General features: G+C 42.6%; 14 protein-coding genes and 1 pseudogene. 7 read left to right on the top strand and 8 right to left on the bottom strand.

The window, feature by feature from the left end:
* Positions 1-588: 588 nt before the first annotated feature.
* Entirely contained in the window at positions 589-2,133 is a 1,545-nt protein-coding gene (locus QUA34_RS28090) for a response regulator (RefSeq protein ID WP_333330921.1), read from the bottom strand.
* Positions 2,126-8,056: an AAA family ATPase gene (locus QUA34_RS28095; protein WP_333390518.1), complete on the bottom strand. Its 5,931-nt coding sequence runs from the start codon at positions 8,054-8,056 to the stop codon at positions 2,126-2,128. The genes QUA34_RS28090 and QUA34_RS28095 overlap by 8 nt, the downstream gene beginning before the upstream one ends.
* 487 nt (positions 8,057-8,543) lie before the next feature.
* Between QUA34_RS28095 and QUA34_RS28100 the strand changes: the two genes are divergently transcribed.
* Complete coding sequence (locus tag QUA34_RS28100) at positions 8,544-9,128, top strand: DUF1802 family protein (protein WP_333390521.1); 585 nt, start codon at positions 8,544-8,546, stop codon at positions 9,126-9,128.
* 37 nt (positions 9,129-9,165) lie between these two features.
* Here QUA34_RS28100 and QUA34_RS28105 read toward each other — a convergent pair whose 3' ends face one another.
* The 3 genes from QUA34_RS28105 to QUA34_RS28115 all read right to left on the bottom strand — a co-directional run bounded on the left by QUA34_RS28105 (position 9,166) and on the right by QUA34_RS28115 (position 11,467).
* Positions 9,166-9,816: an ABC transporter permease gene (locus QUA34_RS28105; RefSeq protein WP_333390524.1), complete on the bottom strand. Its 651-nt coding sequence runs from the start codon at positions 9,814-9,816 to the stop codon at positions 9,166-9,168.
* A 153-nt stretch (positions 9,817-9,969) separates the two neighbouring features.
* Positions 9,970-10,725, bottom strand: a complete 756-nt coding sequence (locus QUA34_RS28110) for an ATP-binding cassette domain-containing protein (protein ID WP_333390527.1) — start codon at positions 10,723-10,725, stop codon at positions 9,970-9,972.
* A 184-nt stretch (positions 10,726-10,909) separates the two neighbouring features.
* A complete protein-coding gene (locus QUA34_RS28115) occupies positions 10,910-11,467 on the bottom strand; it encodes an NUDIX hydrolase (RefSeq protein ID WP_333390530.1) in 558 nt (185 codons plus the stop codon).
* A gap of 252 nt (positions 11,468-11,719) precedes the next feature.
* On the opposite strand from QUA34_RS28115, the gene QUA34_RS28120 reads away from it, so the two are divergent.
* Positions 11,720-11,992 (top strand): hypothetical protein, encoded by a 273-nt coding sequence (locus QUA34_RS28120; RefSeq protein ID WP_333390532.1) that lies wholly within the window; start codon positions 11,720-11,722, stop codon positions 11,990-11,992.
* 441 nt (positions 11,993-12,433) lie between these two features.
* Here the strand turns inward: QUA34_RS28120 and QUA34_RS28125 are convergent, their stop codons facing one another.
* On the bottom strand, positions 12,434-12,865 hold the full coding sequence (locus QUA34_RS28125) for a hypothetical protein (protein WP_333390535.1): 432 nt from the start codon (positions 12,863-12,865) through the stop codon (positions 12,434-12,436).
* Between the two features lie 510 nt (positions 12,866-13,375).
* Here QUA34_RS28125 and era point away from each other — a divergent pair.
* Positions 13,376-14,287 (top strand): GTPase Era, encoded by a 912-nt coding sequence (gene era / locus QUA34_RS28130; RefSeq protein ID WP_333040924.1) that lies wholly within the window; start codon positions 13,376-13,378, stop codon positions 14,285-14,287.
* Positions 14,288-14,422: 135 nt separating this feature from the next.
* Here the strand turns inward: era and QUA34_RS28135 are convergent, their stop codons facing one another.
* Entirely contained in the window at positions 14,423-14,677 is a 255-nt protein-coding gene (locus QUA34_RS28135; RefSeq protein WP_333327905.1) for a hypothetical protein, read from the bottom strand.
* 149 nt (positions 14,678-14,826) lie between these two features.
* Positions 14,827-15,360 carry a peptidoglycan-binding protein gene (locus QUA34_RS28140; protein ID WP_333390538.1) on the bottom strand — a complete coding sequence of 178 codons (534 nt, stop codon included), beginning with the start codon at positions 15,358-15,360 and terminating at the stop codon, positions 14,827-14,829.
* Between the two features lie 147 nt (positions 15,361-15,507).
* Between QUA34_RS28140 and QUA34_RS28145 the strand changes: the two are divergent.
* The 4 genes and pseudogenes from QUA34_RS28145 to QUA34_RS28160 form a co-directional block, all read left to right on the top strand.
* Positions 15,508-15,651: pseudogene (locus tag QUA34_RS28145) on the top strand (GTPase Era); the annotation flags it as partial.
* 182 nt (positions 15,652-15,833) lie between these two features.
* A complete protein-coding gene (locus tag QUA34_RS28150) occupies positions 15,834-17,384 on the top strand; it encodes an ATP-binding protein (RefSeq protein ID WP_333327910.1) in 1,551 nt (516 codons plus the stop codon).
* 249 nt (positions 17,385-17,633) lie between these two features.
* Positions 17,634-17,873, top strand: coding sequence for a DUF2281 domain-containing protein (locus tag QUA34_RS28155; RefSeq protein ID WP_333327912.1), 240 nt, complete (start codon positions 17,634-17,636; stop codon positions 17,871-17,873).
* On the top strand, positions 17,870-18,256 hold the full coding sequence (locus QUA34_RS28160; protein WP_333327915.1) for a type II toxin-antitoxin system VapC family toxin: 387 nt from the start codon (positions 17,870-17,872) through the stop codon (positions 18,254-18,256). The genes QUA34_RS28155 and QUA34_RS28160 overlap by 4 nt, the downstream gene beginning before the upstream one ends.
* The last annotated feature ends 813 nt before the right edge of the window (positions 18,257-19,069 follow it).

Raw genomic sequence — 19,069 nt, forward strand, 5'->3', positions numbered from 1 at the left:
TTATTCTCTCCCAGCGCGGTGGCTCTAGTTCTTCTGAAGCCACCTTTCTCATCTTTATTTAGTCTAAACTACAGTAAGTCTAATATTGATTGGAAAAACTGATTTACATTTAAGTAATTGTAGATGCAGAAGTGATGCCTCATGGTCATAATGCTAGCGATATATGCTGGGAAGTAATAGTTAGTAATGGTCAGATTTTTGACTTTTTATGGCTGAATAAATTTAATTCATGCGCTCATGGCAATTTTTAGGAATTCCTAACTGGGTGATGCGAGCGTTGCACAGATTTTCGGGTGTTTTTACTCACTATTATCTCGGATGATTCACTTTTACCCCCTCAATCCGCGTATGTGCCAGTTGGGGGTGCCGAATGTGGGTTATAAAAACACTTCTTCTCGTTCCTTCCTTCTGCCTCATGCCTCAAAACTCCAATTTCTAGCTTCGCTGCTTTCATTGAGATGCTCCCGAAGGCTTCTATCCGTCTCTTACTTCATTACCTAAAGTAGGGGAATATTCCCCTGCCTGATCGATTTTGATATAGTCGTGCAACCCTTAAAATTTATTGAACTCGCCTTCAGTTAAAATTAACTAAGAAATACCCAAAGCTGTTTTAGACATCGTAATTAAATTAGTAGCCAAAATTTTCTGGTGAACTGGAATATCAATAATAAAGATTGCCCCCTGATTAGGAGCTGAAATACAATTGAGCTTGCCCCCGTGTTTATCCACTACAATCTGATGGGAAATCGACAGCCCAATACCAGTACCCTTCCCGATAGGCTTAGTAGTAAAAAATGGCTCAAATAGGTGTTGGCTAATTTCTTCTGTCATCCCCGGCCCGTTATCCGTAAAATGAATTAACACTCGATTAGATTCCGTGACCTCAGTGCGAATGAAAATCTGAGAAGGATTAGCTTTCATTTCACTTAAGGATCGCGTCGTATTATAATCATCTATGGCATCAATAGCATTAGCAACAAGATTCATAAACACCTGGTTAAGCTGACCCGCATAACACTCTACCAGAGGCAGATTTCCGAATTCTTTGACCACCTCAATTGCAGGTCGATCGCCCCTTCCTTTAACACGGTTATGCAAAATTAACAGAGTGCTATCAATACCCTGGTGAATATCCACCGGTTTCATTTCAGATTCATCCAATCGCGAGAAGATTCGCAGCGACTGAACAATTTCGCGAATCCGGTCAACACCTACCTTCATTGAACTCAGCAATTTAGGTAAGTCTTCAACCAAGAAACCTAGTTCTATTTCCTCTATTTTCTGTTCAACTTTTGGCCCTGCATCCGGAAATTCTTGGTGATAAAGATTGACGAGATCAATCAAATTTTGGGTATAATCATCGGCATAAGAAAGATTCCCAAAAATAAAATTAACGGGATTATTTATTTCATGGGCTACACCTGCAACAAGCTGACCTAGACAAGACATTTTTTCGCTCTGCACAAGTTTAGTCTGCGTGATTTGCAATTCTAGAAAAGCCTTTTCTAAACATTGAGTTTGGGTTCGCAATTGAGCTTCCGATTGTTGCAATCCCGCCTCTGCTTGCAGACGCTCTTGAATCTCCTGTTTGAGCAATTGATTGGATTGAAAAAGTTCAGCCGTCCTTTCCTCAACTCGCCTTTCCAACTCCGATGCCAGCTTCAAGAGCGAAGATTCCGCTTTGACACGCTGTTCGATTTCTGCTTGCAAGCACACATTTTGCTCTAAGAGTTTCTTCGACAAATTGCGGAGCTTCATGTGAACATTAACACGAGCTAAAACCTCTTCATGCTGAAGAGGCTTAGTGATATAATCGACCGCACCCAGACTCAAACCTTTAACCTTATCCACCGTATCAGCAAGAGCCGTCATAAAAATCACGGGAATGTCTCTCGTTAAGTCATTAGCTTTCAAACGGCGACAAGTTTCAAACCCATCTATTCCTGGCATAAGCACATCCAACAGGATCAGATCGGGCGCAGCATATGCGACCTTCTGGAGAGCACTTTGACCATCCCTAGCTACCAATACTTTAAATCCAAAATCAGCCAAAAAATCGAACAGGACACCTAAATTAGTCGGGGTGTCATCTACGATTAAAATGGTGCTTTGTTCGGCAAGTTCACTACTCATTGGTTGTCGTCCTATATTGTTTAATAAACTCTAGGATTTGTTGTTCTTCAAATCCTTTCGCTAACTGGCGCAGATGGGTGGCAAAGGGAACCCATTGCTCATTGAGTTGTTCTAGTTTTGCAGCTCGCTCCGCAATCCCTCGGAGATCGCCCATCATCGCTAGATCGAATAGAACGGCGATTTCCTCATCGGGGGGAGCTACAATTTCAGAACTTAGAGATTTTTTTTCTCCTTCTGCTTTCCTAATCTCTTCCAGATTTTCTTCATAAATCCATTCTAACCCTAAATGAGTACGTAATTTTTCTAAAAGCTCCTCGATTCGTATGGGTTTCGGAATAAAATCATTGCAACCTACCTCGGCACTTTGTTGTCGATCGAAATCAAAAACGCTGGCAGAAGTAGCAATCACCACTAAATTAGTCTGATCTGATGATTTGCGAATCCGGCGCGTTGCTTCTAAGCCGCTCATTACTGGCATCATCAAGTCCATTAAAATACAGTCGGGCTTATACTCCACCGCCTTGTTTAAACAGTCCTGACCCTCCGTTGCTTCCAGAATTTTAAATCCTAACGGCTGAAGCATTCCCGCCAGGATCGAACGATTCTGCCACTTGTCGTCAGCTATGAGAATTTTTAGCTTTCGGCCTTTGAAACCAACGATTGTGTGGGCATTGGCTTTGGCTGCATTAGTCGCCCATTCCGATACCTCTGGCAAATCTAAATCGAACCAGAAAATGCTCCCTTCTCCTAATGTACTCTTCACCTTTATTTCACCGCCCATCATCTGGACTAATTGGCGACTAATTGCGAGTCCCAACCCGGTTCCTTCAACCTTCAGGTTGGCTTCTCCTACTTGGTGAAAAGGCAAAAATATGTCTTGCAATTGCTCTGATGCCATACCCACTCCGGTATCTTCCACTTGAAACCGAATCTTGCCATCTTGATATCCTACTTTGAATGCCACTCCGCCTTTTTCGGTAAACTTAATCGCATTGCCAAGTAAGTTGATTAAAACTTGACGCAACCGTTTTTCATCACCCTGGACGGCAATAGGTAGTTGGGTAATGGGCTCGTAAATAAGGGAGATTCCCTTTTGTTCTGCCCGAATACTGCAAATTTCAGCCAGACCTTCCAAAAATTGTGAGAAATGGAAATTACTCAAGTGGATTTCCATTTTTCGGGCTTCGATTTTGGAGAGATCTAAAATATCGTTAATTAGGGTTAAGAGGTGTTCGCCACACTGACTAATCACGTTCAGACCATCTTTTTGCTGGTCAGCCAAGTTTTTTTGTCGTTTGAGGATTTGGGTGTAACCCAAAATGCCATTAAGTGGCGTTCGGAACTCGTGGCTCATATTAGCAAGAAACTCACTCTTGGCAGAGTTGGCGGCTTTCGCTAATTCTTCTGCTTTTTGTAAATCGATATTTTTTTCTTGTAACTGTTGCGTTCTTTCTGCCACCTTCGCTTCTAAAGTAGCATTTGCTGCTTCCAAATCGTTATAAAGACGGGCATTTTCAATTGAAATAGCTGCTTGAGAAGATAAAAGTTGTAAAACTTCTAAACGATCGGGAGTAAAAGCACCAGTTGTGAGATTATTTTCTAAGTAAAGAATCCCAGTCAGTTTTCCTTGATGGACTATGGGAGTACATAATACTGACTTGGGTTTTTGGTTGACGATATAAGTATCCGCCGTGAAGGTTCCTTCACAACTCGCATCGTTTAATACCACATTTTCCTGAGTTCTGGCAACATAGTTAATCAAAGATATGGGTAGTTGCTTAGTGTTTTGCACTGGTATTCTTTGCAGCACTTCTACATCGCCATCTACAGTGCCATAAGCTTCAATGAGTAGATTTCCAGCTTTGTCTAAAATGAAAATGCCACTTTGAGCACCCGCATTCTCGATCGCTATTTTCATCAATTTCGCTAACAAATTAGTCAACACAATTTCGCCAGAGAGAGCTTGAGAGGCTTTGATGACAGTCGCTAAATCTAGTGCGCCACTCGCTGCACTCGTCGAGCTAGTGATCATCGTGACCGGGCTACCTTGACTTTCTGGCTTGGCTATCCGGGAAAGTATTTGAGGATATCTGGCTTCTAAATCTTTGACTATAGCTTTCGCTCCCCAGCGACTATATCCGTAGCGAGCATCGGTTAAATAAATCCGAGCAATTTTATCTTTAGAACGGGAAAAATAAAAGTCTCCTGCTAATTCGTTGGCTAATGCTTCTTCTTGGATATATCCCTGTTCTTTGGCTCCTGCTATGGCGCGATCGTAATAATCGCTCGCTTCTAAAGGTTGTCCCAAAACCCGCGCTTTTTCTGCTTCTACTAACTCATACTTGTGCTGAAAATTGCACGGCGCATGGAACGCCCAAGTCTTCATTCTTTCTTGGTTAGCTGCTACTACACTTAGATATTTTTCTTTCTCTTTTGGCGAGGCTTTTGGATACAGTGCTAGGAGGGAAAGAGAATGGTAAAAGTTGTCGATACTCATGTGAATTAATCCTGCACCCATGCTGGCGTATTTTAATGCTAAATGAGCAAGAATTAATGTTTGATTAAACTCTTTAAATAAATAAGATAGCATCATTTTGCCGGCATAATAGGCATAGAGCAAAGTCCCATTGTTAGAAGCTATAATTCCTGGCAGTAGTTCTTCTTCATTAAAGCTTGCACCTAGTAAATGGTATGTGTCTGAGTTTTTCTCCAGTAAATTGTCAACTATTTGCTGGTGAACTTTCACAAATAAAGTATCATATTCTTGTTTGAGCTGAATGGTCATAGCAACATATTTTGCCTGTTCTTGCTCAAGTTTTTGTAGCTCTCCCCCGCTAAAAAGTAAGTGATTACAATAATTTGCTATACTGTGACAAGCATATTCTATATCTCCAGTTTCTATACCACTTTGAATTGCATCAACCAAAGATTCTAGGGTGGCCTTAAGCGGATCTTTCCAAAACCTTGCCAGACAATTAAATATACAAACTATTTTTGATTTAAGGGTAATAGCGTTAAATTTTTCTAGTAAAAAAATAGCTAAGTTACCAAATCGATATCCAGAATCTATGTCTCCTAATCCTCCACAGAGTAACACTCCATACCAAACATAAGCAAAAGCAGATTCAGGCGAATTTCCATACTTAATAGACAAGGCTATTTTTGTATAAAGGATTCGCGGAAACAGCGCAGGATTTACAATAAAAGCTGGTGTTATAATAAGATTTAATATTCGCATAGCTGCGAGTTTATCGGGAGCTGTCATTGTCGGCAAGTTAGCTAAATCATCAACTATCAGTTCTTGAGGTGGTTCTTGCTCTAGGCTAATTCCGAACATTTCCAGAACGGCGAGTCCATTATCTATAGCTGATATTCTCCGATTTTGAGACATCTCTAATTGAATTCTAAGTTCGTAAACCTTGCCTTGTTCCAGAAGGGTTTTTGCTTGTTTCAGGCTCGTCTCCGACAACTGTTGCGATCGCTCAAAGTTAGTGTTTATATATTCAGTTTCGGCTGCTTCTAAATGGAGGTTTAATGTCAGCTCATATTGACTCTGCCATCTATCCTCCGGGAGAAGTCCTAAACCCACATTCAAATATTTGACAGCCGACTCATAAGCTGTGGCAGCTTTGGCTTTCTGTCCGGCGATCAGATTCAGTTCTGCCAGCTCATATCTTTCCACCTCTAAAGTGATTAAATCCGTTCCATAATTTAGTTGGTTAACCAGTGCAAAGATATGTTCTTTTCGTTCTTCAGGGCTTGTGGACTTCAGCAGTAGTTGACCAATTTTTCGGTGAGTTTCTTTTTTCTGATCGTCGGGTATCAGAGAATAAGACGCCTGTTGCACTCGGTCATGCAAAAACTTGTAGGTGACATTAAACTGCTCCGTTGAGTGTTCTGTAGATATTTCCGAGTCAAATAGCAGGGGGATTTTGTAGGAATTATTTAGTGGTATAACGAAACCAGCTTGGAGCGCTTCCCATAAATCCGTTGCGGTATCTGACTGAGATTTTTTATTAGCAATTGCCAAAACCTCTAAACTAAATTTATCTCCTATACAGGCAGCTAATTTTAAGACATTTTGCGTCGGGGACGATAGCTTTTGAATTTGGCTGACCATCAATTCGACAACATTATCGCTGATATCAATGCCTTGAAGCAGTTGGATATCCCACTGCCAACAAACTTGAATGAAATCAAAGGAGAGGAGTTGGTCTTGATAAAGGGATTTGAGCAGTTGAGTCAAGAAGAAGGGATTTCCCTGGGTTTTCTTAAAAACCAACTCAGCCAGGGGCAAAACTTCGGAAATGTGAGTGCGAAGGGTTTCGCTTACTAATTGGTTGACATGAGGTATATCCAAAGGTTGGAGGATAATATTATTTACTATCGCCCTGGTATTTTGAATTTGCTCTAAAGTATAAATTAAGGGATGAGTGGCACTGACTTCATTATCCCGATAAGCCCCAATTAATAGCAGATATTTACTATCTGGATGGGTCATAATTAGGTGGATAAGCTTAAGGGAAGCCGAATCTGCCCACTGCAAGTCATCCAAAAATATCACTAGGGGGTGTTCGGGTTTACTAAACACCTGTATAAATTTTTGAAACACTCGATTAAATCGGTTTTGAGATTCAGTGGGTCCCAAAGTCGGAACCGCAGGCTGTGGATCAATAATCTTTTCTACTTCGGGAATAACCTCAATAATAATTGACCCATTGACACCAAGTGCTTTGAGAATTTTAGCTTTCCAAATAGCTATTTGAGCAGAATTTTCAGTGAGCAGTTGCCGCATCAATCCTTGAAATGCTTGAATTAAAGAAGCATAAGGAATATTCCGCTTAAATTGATCAAATTTACCCGAAATAAAATACCCTCTTGCTCCGACTATAGGTTTATCAACTTCGTTAACTAAGGAAGATTTCCCGATACCTGAATAACCGGAAACTAGCATCATTTCCGTTGTGCCACCACTGACGCGAGCGAAAGCTTCTAGCAAACTAGCAACTTCTTTTTCCCGTCCATAGAGTTTTTGCGGAATCAGAAATTGGCTGTAGGAATCTAGTTGACCTATAATAAATTGGCAAATCTCTCCTGAAGCAAGCATCTGCTGGCAGGTTTCTAAGTCAACTTTTATTCCTAAAGCACTTTGATATCTATCTTCAGCGGTTTTAGATAATAATTTCATTACAATTTCAGAAACTGCATCCGGGATTTCGGGACTCAGCTTTTGAGGTGGTATTGGTGCTTTAGCTATATGGCAATGAACGAATTCTAGGGGGTCTTTTGCGGAAAAAGGTAGCTTACCCGTCAGCATTTCATAAAATGTAATGCCGAGGGAGTAAAAGTCCGTGCGGTAGTCCACTGAGCGGTTCATTCTGCCGGTTTGTTCCGGCGACATATAAGCGAGAGTTCCTTCTAATAAGTTGGGATTGGTGACGGTTTGATTTTCTCGCTCTAAGAGAGAAGCAATGCTAAAATCAATGATTTTTACTTCGTTTGTATCTGGGTTAATTAGGATATTTTGGGGCTTAATGTCTTTATGGATTACATTACTATGATGGATCTCTCCCAGAGTGTTTGCTAACTGAATGCCGATTTTGAGAAAGGCGTCTATCGCCAAGGATTGATTGTTAAGATAATCTTTTAAGGATTGACCGCTAAAATTTTCTACTATCAGCGCTAAGCCGTTATGAGAGTTTTCTAAAGCTATGGGTTTAACTATTCCTTGACTGTCTAAATGTCGAAGTATTTTATGTTCGTGTCTTAAGCGGGAAATTTCTTCGATTGTCGGATGCTCAGCTTTGAAGGTTTTGATAATTGCTGAGGTTCTATCAATATCTTTGGTGCCGCGATAAATAATAGTATTGACACTTTCGTAAATAGCTGCGCTTATGTTGTAACCGAAAATAGTAATGCTCATGTACGTAATTTCCCTAGTGATCAATTAAAGAGCAGGTGGTATTTCAGTAGCTATACTGATATTTATGACAGAATCGAATTAAAAAACTATTTTCTATGCACTCTAAAAAAGTATAATCTAAGCTTTTTGAATAATATTTAGATTTTAACAAATCTCAATGTGCTTGTTTGGTACTTGATCTGCAAGAATCTTTAAACTTTATTAAGTATTTAAGTAAACTCCTGAAAAAATTAACGACAAAACTGCTGAATCTACTCGGTGTGATAGTAGAGGATAGCTTGGACAGAGAAGAGACGATTATTTTTGCGGTTAGAGTAATAAAGAAAACAGCACTTGCCCCACGATGTAGCTCAAGCAATTATTATCTTTATGACAATAAGATAGTGCTGCATACTCAGGACTACGCCAATTTTTACAGGACACAATGGCTGTACTTGCTTGAAAGTACCGATTTTTGTTAATATTGTTAAAACTTAACTAAATTCCTATGAAATCAACTACTAGGGCGCTGAAAGAATGGAATGTAGCAGTTAATGCTTTGGAACAAGGTCAAACGATTGTGCTGTTGCGGAAGGGGGGAATTCGCGAGCAAGTAGGACAGTTCAATGTCACTGACAAACAGGTTTTGCTGTATCCAACTTTTGAACACCAACAGCCGGGTTTATTAAAGCCGGAGTTTGCACATCAAGTCAAGACTGTCAAATCTGGTTGGCATCCTGAAGTGATTAGAATTGGTAGTTGGGCGGAGATTACTGATGTTTTTTTGGTAGCTTGGGAACCGGCAATTACTGCGCTATTTCCCTACCATATTTGGAATGAAAATTTTGTCAGCGATCGCCTAAAATGGAAACAAGCTCAGCCAATTTATATTTTATTGCTGCGGGCTTATCGCCTTGCAGAAAGCCGCGAAATTCCCTACATTCCTGAATACGGCGGTTGCCGTTCTTGGATCGATTTGGCTGATGCTATTTCGCTGGAGGGAAGCCAAGCTGTTTTGAGCGATCGCGAATACGTTGAACGCTCAAATGAAATCCGCAATCTGATAGCAAATCCTGCGAATGCTTCTGGTTAGCAGATAGTGACAACGCTGACAGATGGCACTCAGGATTTTAGTCCTCATTAATAGTTTTTAAGGTACTTTTCGAGAGGCGGGCTTCTACCAAACCCAGTCCAAAGTCCGCAGCTAAGGCCATTAAAGCCGCCGGAATTGCCCCTGCCAAAAGTAACTGATTGTTGACGGTAGCAACGCCACGAAAAATAAACACCCCCAAGCCACCCGCGCCAATTGCAGCGGCGATTGTAGCAAGTCCGATCGCAATTACCGCAGCAACTCGCACGCCCGCCAGAATCACGCCCAGCGCCAGGGGAATTTCCACTTGCCATAACAGTTGCATATCAGTCATCCCCATGCCTCTTCCTGCTTCCGTAATCGCTGGATCGACGCCGACAATACCAGTATAAGTATTGCGGATAATGGGCAGTAAAGAATACAGAGTGAGGGCGATAATTGCCGTGCGATCGCCTATTCCACCCAATACCGGCACCGGGATTAGCAAGCCAAACAAAGCTAAACTGGGAATTGTTTGCATAATATTAGCAACTCCCAAAATTGGCTTTTTCAATTTTGGTTTTCTCGTGGCTAAAATCCCCAGAGGAATTCCCACAATAATAGCGATACAAATTGCAACAGTTACTAAATATAAGTGTTCGGTCGCGCGCTGAACTATCTCCGCACCATACCGATTGATAAATTGCATCATGTGGGAATTAGTAATTAGGAATTCGGAATTGTAAATTATGGTATAATCGAATATCTCGTAGGAGTGGGTTCACGAATATATTTAATTTCCCCCCATCAGCTTCAAAAACCCAGCCATACCCATAAACGAATGATGCGATCGCACATCATATTATTACCCCGTCCCGGGTAATTGCAAACATTCAAGAAATGCCCCAGCTTCTGGATGCTGAGATTTGAGAAAATCATCGGGGGATGCCAATTCAACCAACCGTCCGTCTTGCATCAAACCAATTCTAGAAGCTAACAAAAAAGCTTCTTGAATGCCGTGAGTCACAAAAATCACAGTTTTGCCGAGTTGCTGTTGCAATTGACCGAATTCTCGCTGCAATTCCAGACGAGTAATGGGGTCTAAAGCACCAAACGGTTCGTCCATTAACAATATCGGAGGGTCAGCCGCCAGTGCTCTTGCGACGCCTACCCGCTGCCGCTGTCCGCCGGATAACTGATGGGGATAGCGTTTGGCGAAGTGCTGGGGGTCGAGGTTAACTAATTCTAACAGTTTCCGGACGCGAGATTGAATACGATCGCCCTCCCAACCTTCTAATTTTGGCACTAAACTGACGTTTTGCTCGACGGTAAAATGGGGAAACAAACCAATTTCTTGAATCACATAACCAATTTTTCGGCGCAGTTGAATTGGGTTCCACTGAGTAGTCGGTTTTCCCATGACCAGAACTTCGCCACTGCTTGGCGTTAGTAAATTGTTAATCAATTTCATGGTAGTAGTTTTGCCACTTCCGCTGCGTCCCAGCAATACTAAAACTTCTCCTTGCAGCACTTTGAAATTGAGTTTGTCTACTAAATGCCTGCGGTTGAGGCGATATGTCACGTCGAGGCATTCGACAGCAACTTCATTATTGAGAGGCATGATTAGTTCCGGTGATTTTGGTTTTCAGGAATTTTAGAACTTACAGACAAGGGGCTAGAAACCCGGTTTTTTTCTTAGATAATTTGCTGCTTAACCCAAAATTTGTCAGAGAAACCGGGTTGATGAGCGTAAGTCCTAAAATTCACCTCAGCGAGCATCGGGGGACAATTCCCAATTCTAAAATCTAAAATCTAAAATCGACTTGATTTTGCCATTCTAGCAATAATGCTCGACATTGGAGGCAAGTTAATTTTTTGAGCAAGTCGCGAATTCCGTCTGGGGTGACAGGATATTCAGCACCGATCAGTTCGGGGCTTACTGTTGCTGTAGGGTGCAATTCTGCAACAAAACCGTAGAGTTTTTGATTGGAGAAGGAACTGTTTACTGCCCAGCCAATGGTGTTGATCGGTTCGAGGCGGGCGATCGCACTTTCTGCCACGCCTAGTTCCCTCTTAATTATAGCTGGAACGGCTGCTGCTGGCGTGGCTTCGGCTGGTACGCGACCGCCGGGAAAATCCAGGGTTGCTTCTGCCACGCCGGGGCGATACATCGGTGTGGGAAATAGCAATTTTCCAGCTTGAATTGTCAAGATTACAACTGAATCTGCTCTTTCTACTCGCCAATATTCTACTGTTTTTCCTTCGGTTGTTTCGAGATGTTCGGCGATTAGTTTTACCCAATGAGAGTTGATTTCTACAAAGCGGTCTAGAGTTTTCCACTGGGATTTGGCAGTTTGGTTCATGTCGGAATTTGTGAAATAAATCAGATGTTCTTTGCTATCGTAGGCGATTTTTGCCGAGCTGAACAATAGCCGATCGACCTTTTCAGCTTTGAGCCTCTGTTTTCCTCTCGATTGTAAATTTTTGCTACAAGGCTACACATCTGCCTATATAATTCCGTAACATAGACTACATAATCAAAATTTATCTGCGCCTTCGCTCTGCGTTGTTTCAACCGCGCCGTGGTGCAGACTCTTAGCTAGACAGGAGTAGTTATGCAACTGCAAACAGATATTCGTACTTGGCAATCCCAACCAACGCCCGGAAGCTTCGACAGTGTCCGCGACTGGGAAAGATTTGGCTGCGCCGTACCTGCACCAAAATTGACTCCTTCTATGTGGGTTAAATTGTTCAATCCGCCAACCGCATTCAGCTTTGACGAAGCGTGGCTGTTGTGTGAATGTTCGGAAGAACAGTGGCTAGCTTGGATTCCTGATTATGGCGAAATTTTACTGAGTACACATGAATTTTGCGCTACTAAATCCTGAATTACGCAGATAAACTTTCATAAACCAAGTGTTAAAATCCATATTCTTCGGGTTCCACGGGATTTTCTGGAAAAAAGCTGGTTTCTGCGTAATTATGTCGTTTGCAGTGAGGAATGCAAGTCCTTAAACTTTGATAAGGGCTTGCATTCCTCACTACAAACCTCTTATATGATGTCGTTTCAGCCGATATCATATAAGTCCTCATAGATATTAATTGAAATTTCGCCAACAAAAAGAGCAATAGGTTTTCTATTGCTCTTTTTGTTCACAAACACTCTCTAGTTTTTATCTTTAAGATAGCGGAAGTTATATCAACTGGCCTCGATTGACCCCAATATCGCTGCGGTGACGGGTTTACTGTATCGATGCTTGCATGGGAGATATTGGTGAACCCGCGGTTACAGCAATTACGGTCAATTTAGCCCCTGTGATATTGCTGGCTTATTTGCAAACTGCACGGTTATTTGCGTTTCTGACAATCGTGCCTACTTTACCATTAATCTGAATCGGGTTCTTAGTGCTGGCTCGAATCAAGAGTGGTTGTTTGGCGAGACATTCTCTGATTGATGCTGCCCAGGCGGTGAGAGCTCCGGTGTATTCTGTACGACCCGCTGGGGCGCGAAACTGATCGGTAATTAGGAAATCCGAGGTGATGCTAGTGTCAGTACCAACATTGGTAATAATTGGAAAGTCAAAGGCTCTGGGCAATGTTCTGTCTTGGATTCTGCCCGGTACCAACTGATATTTCTTCGATCCACCCTTGTAGTCAATACCTGCTTGAGGGCTGGTGGGAGGGCTGGTTTGAGCCAAGGCGGGAACAGGCAAGCTTGCTACCAAAACGGTGCACACACTCCAAAATAATTTCGATTTCATCTGATTCATCTCCTCAACTTTATGACGATTAGCACTAATTTAGGTATGCTCAAAAGACACTAGCTTTTATTGAGAAAGCGCCTGATGATATTGAGCTTTTGAGTTTGAGTTCAACTTACCTAAGTTATTACCAAACATCTTCAAAAATGTTAAAACTGGTTGGCCTGACAAACTGTAGAAGAGTTTCAGTTGAGTTAGATATTTACACATCTGAAGTTGTTACAGCATTGGGGAGCCGGTTTTACCAGAATGATTCATTTTCGATCGATGTCATTGGAACTTTATCAAATTTTGTCTCAGATATCAAGTTTTGCCGATCGCGTATCACGTTTTAACACTGGGAAAGCGGCTTGATCGAGGTTTGACTGTTGCGCGCTATACCAGGGCGAGAAAGATGCTACAGTGCATCGATGGGCGTTTGAGTATTTTCAGGCGACAATAGACAGAGAAGGGGCTTGAAAATAGGTGATTTTAGTGGAAGATAGTAAATTTATCGACGTATCGGACATTATGGGTGTTCCCGTGGCTCCGGCGGGTTACAAATCGGGCTTTGTGGGTATTGTCGGACGCCCGAATGTCGGAAAATCAACGCTGATGAATCAGTTGGTGGGGCAGAAAATTGCGATTACTTCGCCGGTGTCTCAGACGACACGTAACAGGCTGCGGGGCATCCTAACGACACCGGAAGCACAAATTATTTTTGTAGATACTCCCGGAATTCACAAGCCACATCACCAATTGGGCAAGGTTTTGGTGCAGAATGCCCGCACCGCGATTCAGTCGGTGGATGTGGTGCTGTTTGTGGTGGATGGTTCGGTGGAATCGGGAGGGGGCGATCGATATATTGTCGAAATTCTCAGCAATTGCAAAGTTCCGGTGATTTTGGGGATGAATAAGTTGGACGAACAACCGGAGGATTCCGTGTTGATCGATCGAACTTACGAGCAAATTGTCAATCCTGAGTGGCCTGTAGTGAAATTTTCCGCTCTCACGGGCGAGGGAGTCGAGCCGCTGCAACAATTGTTAATCGAACATTTGGAGGTTGGGCCTTATTATTATCCGCCCGATTTGGTGACTGACCAGCCGGAACGCTTTATTATGGGCGAATTGATTCGGGAACAGATTTTGCTGCTGACGCGGGAAGAAGTGCCGCATTCTGTAGCAATTGCGATCGACATTGTTCAAGAAGAAGCAAAAATTACTAGGATTCTAGCGACAATTCACGTCGAACGAGATTCCCAAAAAGGCATTTTAATCGGTAAAAGCGGCAGTATGCTCAAGTCGATCGGCAGTGCGGCCCGGGAACAGATTCAAAAGTTAATTGAAGGCAAAGTGTATTTGGAGTTATTTGTCAAGGTGCAGCCGAAGTGGCGGCAGTCTCGTACTCGTTTGGCGGAATTGGGCTATCGGGTAGAAGAATAAAGCGAACTGATGGAGCAAATAAGGGCGATCGTTGAGAGATTTTACAACTGAACTTCCCCTCGTAGGCAGAAGTTCAGTTTAAATCATTGTCCTAAAAACTCCGCCCGCAACTGTCAACTGTCAATTGTCAACTCTTTAAGGACGTTCTGCAAATTTTTGAACAGCTTTTGGTGCAAAAGCAGCAACTAAAAAAGAAGTTGTAATGTATTTGCCATCAGCATTCTTGCTAGTTATTGTGATGACGCCAAACACAATTGCTGCAATCAGTGCAATAAAACTCATCGCTCGCATTGCCGAGTATTGTCCATTATCTTCCTGCAAAAATTCAGCCAGCTCTTGTCCGTGTTCTGCAGAATTTGCTGTAGCTTCAAGGATAGCAGAATGTGTCATTTGATTAACCTCATAAATGATTAAAGCTTAACTAACAGGACTTACGCACTAACTGAGAAACTACACTACCTGTAGTTGTAAGGTGCGCGTTTCACACCCTACAATTAGAGTCGGTACGTAAGTCCTATACAAGTGAGATAGACCGTTGTTTAGTGCCGTAACTTGCTCAAAGCGTGCCAAGTTCTCGGCCCGACAATTCCGTCGGCTGGTAAGCCCTTAATCGTTTGGAACTGTATCACCGCTACTTTGGTCATAACCCCGAAGTATCCGTCAACAAAACCGAAATAGTATCCATTCAATTTCAAGACATTCTGAACAATTTTGACAGCATTACCTGAACTACCAATCATGAGAGTCGGCATATTCACAGGTGCACCGGAGTATAGTGCTTGCCAGGTTAGAGGACTGACAATCCCATCTTCAGGTAAAAAGACGCGGTGTTGATAGTCTTTGACGACATCTTCAACATAGGTGTCGAAAATACCATCGATCGAAAAACCGTAATAATATCCCCAATGATATAAAAGCTGTTGCAGTTCTTTGACGGCTGGACCAGTAGAACCCCGTTTTAAAGTAGGTTTCATGAGTTTAGACGGTTCAGCAACTGCAAGATTTGATTGAGAAGTAGTATCGGCGACGACAGCGATAGTTTGATTATTGAGAGTTTTTTCTTCTGTAAACATGATGAGAATCCTCTGTGCATTCGAGTGTTTTCATTTGATATTTCAGGTATAACTGCTGTCTTCGGTGGCTTCACAGTCGCTTTTTATAGTGAAACTTGTGTGAGTTCACACATTGGAGTGTCACTCATTTGAGTTATATGTTTCCGCTTACAGTCGATCGGCAGTGTGGCGCGAGAACAGATTCAAAAGTTAATTGAAGGTAAAGTATATTTGGAGTTATTTGTCAAAGTGCAGCCGAAGTGGTGGCAGTCGCGCACTTGTTTGGCGGAATTGGGCCGGGTGGAAGAGTGAAACTTTGGCAGTTGGCAGTTGGGGTTCTTCCGTTCTATGAATCAAGAATCGAGCACGACTTTCGCTCTGAGAGAGTTTTATCGGGGCCGGAGAGTCGGTACAAACCGCCGCTTAACAACTAGAACGCCATTCCAAAAACAGTACACTAAACTGAGAGCAGCCCCATTCGCCCCAGTTAACCTATGCCGCGTTGGTTCAATACTGCTGGCCCCTGCCAAGAAGACATTCATTACGCACTGTCGCCCACGGTACGCTTACCAAGCTTAGAACGGTTAATCGCTCAACGCAACTATTTCGTCATCCATGCACCCCGGCAAGTGGGAAAAACCACCGCCATGCTGGCGTTAGCCAAACAACTCACCGAAAGCGGACAATACACCGCCGTGATGCTGTCAGTTGAAGTGGGCGCACCCTTCAGTCAAGACATTGCGGGTGCAGAGGATGCCATTCTCGGTGCTTGGCGACGGGCGATTTCGATTCGACTTCCCCCAGAATTGCAGCCGTCTACTTGGCCCTCGTCGGAACCGGGACAGCAAATCGGCGATGTACTCAGCCTGTGGACACAATCTTCTCCTCGTCCTTTGGTGGTTTTCATCGATGAAATTGACGCACTACAAGACAAAGCTTTGATTTCTATTCTGCGCCAATTACGCGATGGTTATCCCAATCGCCCGAAAGCGTTTCCGCAATCGGTGGGTTTAATTGGTTTGCGGGATGTTCGCGATTACAAAGTGGCTGCGGGGGGAAGCGATCGACTCCATACATCCAGTCCGTTTAATATTAAAGTGCGATCGATTACTCTCAGAGATTTTAATGCCTCAGAAGTCGCGGAGCTCTACGCGCAACATACCCAAGATACCGGACAAGTTTTTACACCTGAAGCCGTAGCCTTAGCTTTTGAACTGACTCAGGGACAACCTTGGTTAGTGAATGCTTTAGCTAAGGAAATTGTAGAAGAATTAGTAACAGATGAATCTAGAGAAATTACACCACAACATATTTTAGAAGCCAAAGAAATTCTCATAAAACGACAAGATACGCATTTAGATAGTTTGGCAGAACGACTGCGAGAAAACCGAGTTAAAGCCATTATCGAGCCGATGTTGGCGGGTTTGGAATTGGGCAATATCCCCAATGATGATATTCAGTTCTTAATCGATTTGGGTTTGTGTAAGATGGATGTTCTGGGTGGATTGACGATCGCCAATCCAATTTATCGAGAAGTTTTGCCCCGCGTGCTCACCGTAACGCCAATGGCTTCGTTGCCGCAAATTGCACCGAGTTGGTTGACTCATGAAGGCAAATTAGACACGCAAGCGTTACTCAAAACTTTTCTGGGATTTTGGCTACAGCATGGCGAACCGTTACTCAAAAGTGCATCTTATCCCGAAATTGCACCGCATTTAGTGTTGATGGCATTTCTGCATCGGGTGATTAATGGTGGGGGAACATTGGAGAGGGAATATGCGATCGGACGCGACAGAATGGATTTATGTTTGCGTTATGGTGAGGTAACATTGGGAATTGAACTGAAGGTTTGGCGAACTCGGAAAGTCGATCCGTTGAGTAAAGGTTTGGAACAGTTAGATGGATATTTGGCTCGATTGGGAGAAGATGAAGGGTGGTTGGTGATATTCGATCGACGCGAGAATGCGCTCGAATTAGAAGAGCGATTGAATACTGAAATTCATCTGACACCAATGGGGCGAACCGTTACAGTTATTCGTGCGTGAAGAAGTTGTGATGAATGTTTTGGTTCTGGCGATCGCCGAAAGTGTGCGATCGACTCTAATCTAAAATATAATTAAGAAGCGGTTGACACACACGAGCGAGCTGCGGTATTACTCGATTATATCCAGTATTGTACCGCAACTGCAATACAATTATTCGATCGCGCACCCATGTAACAAGCTAGTAGATCCAAAAAAAAGATGTTTGTGTAAATCGTTAAAATAGTACCAAAAACCACCAAGGAGAAACCCATGTTAACCCTAGAAATGGCAATCCAAAAAATCCAACATTTTTCCCCCGAACAACGCAATAAAGTTATTGAATTTATCGAATTTCTAGAATTTCAAGCCAGCCAAACTAAAACGATAGAACAAAAAAACGATGACTCCGATCGAGAACAATCCTTTTTTGAGCTAGCCGGAATCTGGGAAGGAAAAAATATCACCCTAGACGACATTCGCAAAGACGCATGGGGTAAAGAAAACCAATGATTTTGTGTGACACCAATATTCTCATCGAATTCTATAAAAACAATACCGCCATCATTCAAGAACTACGGCAAATCGGCAGCCAGAACTTAACCATTAGCATTATCACCAGAGCCGAACTGTACTATGGCGCACTCAACAAAAACGAACTAAACCGCATTCAAAAACACCTCGACTTACTTCAAAATATTCCCATCGATCGACCCATCTCAGAGCAATTCATCGAACTCATGGCGCAATATTCCCTAAGCCATAAACTCACAATTCCCGATGCCATGATTGCCGCCACCGCCCTAACCCATAACATTAGCCTTTATACCCTAAACCTCAAAGATTTTCGCTTTATCCAAGGCTTGAAAATATATCAATCTCCCCTATTTCCATGACCCAAACGGTTGAACACTGAAATTCAGACTAGCCCGATGCGTCGGTTAATTACAGTGATTCGAGCGTGATGAAGTTATAATGAGTGTCTCGATTTTGGCGATCGCCGAAAGTGTGCGCTCGACTCTAAATGCTCTCTAATCTAAAATCTAATATAGATAGCTTTTTTCAATGGGACGGCTTAAGTGATTGAGTCGAATCGTGCGGCGAACTCGATCGAGGAAAGGAGATTCCGAAGGGGAGTAAGAAGGGGTTGACATACATCCTTGAGCTGCGGTATTATTCGACTATATCCAGTATTGTACCGCAACTGCGATACAATTATAAAATTTATCTGCAGCAGGGTGATCGCTCGGCAAAAGCTCGAGGTTTCTTGTATGGGTGCTTCGGTAAATCTAGTCGTTGCAACTGACGCGAATTTAAGATTGTTAGCTTCGTTGAGAGGCGATCGCGCGCAGTTGAACTCGATCGTTATACGGCATTGACCCTAAAATTCACAAAACCTAGAAAATAATTTGAACTGACTGTTTAATCCCCCTGCTCTTTGGGAAGCCTGAATAGTGGATCAGTTAGCTCTCAAAGATATTATTTTGGAAAAGTAATATTGCCAAATACAATCCGTGTTAAATAAGTAGGCTAACTTAGGAGGAAGATAGGAATGATTTTCTATATCAAAGATTCTATTGAATCTGTTAAAAATGCCTTTTGTCTGGCTTTGCAATCAATTGATGAATTTTGTAACAATACTCCGGACAGTTTTTAAAGAGGAATGCGATCGCAATAAAATAGAGAAGTGAAAAAAGTGAGTGCAATCT

The sequence above is a fragment of the Microcoleus sp. POL10_C6 genome (assembly GCF_036701585.1).
Taxonomy (GTDB): Bacteria; Cyanobacteriota; Cyanobacteriia; order Cyanobacteriales; family Microcoleaceae; genus Microcoleus.

Bases quoted from the DNA above. Each gene is read 5' to 3' on its own strand.
- QUA34_RS28090 (WP_333330921.1), bottom strand. From the start codon at position 2,133: ATGAGTAGTGAACTTGCCGAACAAAGCACCATTTTAATCGTAGATGAC.
- QUA34_RS28095 (WP_333390518.1), bottom strand. From the start codon at position 8,056: ATGAGCATTACTATTTTCGGTTACAACATAAGCGCAGCTATTTACGAA.
- QUA34_RS28100 (WP_333390521.1), top strand. From the start codon at position 8,544: ATGAAATCAACTACTAGGGCGCTGAAAGAATGGAATGTAGCAGTTAAT.
- QUA34_RS28105 (WP_333390524.1), bottom strand. From the start codon at position 9,816: ATGATGCAATTTATCAATCGGTATGGTGCGGAGATAGTTCAGCGCGCG.
- QUA34_RS28110 (WP_333390527.1), bottom strand. From the start codon at position 10,725: ATGCCTCTCAATAATGAAGTTGCTGTCGAATGCCTCGACGTGACATAT.
- QUA34_RS28115 (WP_333390530.1), bottom strand. From the start codon at position 11,467: ATGAACCAAACTGCCAAATCCCAGTGGAAAACTCTAGACCGCTTTGTA.
- QUA34_RS28120 (WP_333390532.1), top strand. From the start codon at position 11,720: ATGCAACTGCAAACAGATATTCGTACTTGGCAATCCCAACCAACGCCC.
- QUA34_RS28125 (WP_333390535.1), bottom strand. From the start codon at position 12,865: ATGAAATCGAAATTATTTTGGAGTGTGTGCACCGTTTTGGTAGCAAGC.
- era (WP_333040924.1), top strand. From the start codon at position 13,376: ATGGGTGTTCCCGTGGCTCCGGCGGGTTACAAATCGGGCTTTGTGGGT.
- QUA34_RS28135 (WP_333327905.1), bottom strand. From the start codon at position 14,677: ATGACACATTCTGCTATCCTTGAAGCTACAGCAAATTCTGCAGAACAC.
- QUA34_RS28140 (WP_333390538.1), bottom strand. From the start codon at position 15,360: ATGTTTACAGAAGAAAAAACTCTCAATAATCAAACTATCGCTGTCGTC.
- QUA34_RS28150 (WP_333327910.1), top strand. From the start codon at position 15,834: ATGCCGCGTTGGTTCAATACTGCTGGCCCCTGCCAAGAAGACATTCAT.
- QUA34_RS28155 (WP_333327912.1), top strand. From the start codon at position 17,634: ATGTTAACCCTAGAAATGGCAATCCAAAAAATCCAACATTTTTCCCCC.
- QUA34_RS28160 (WP_333327915.1), top strand. From the start codon at position 17,870: ATGATTTTGTGTGACACCAATATTCTCATCGAATTCTATAAAAACAAT.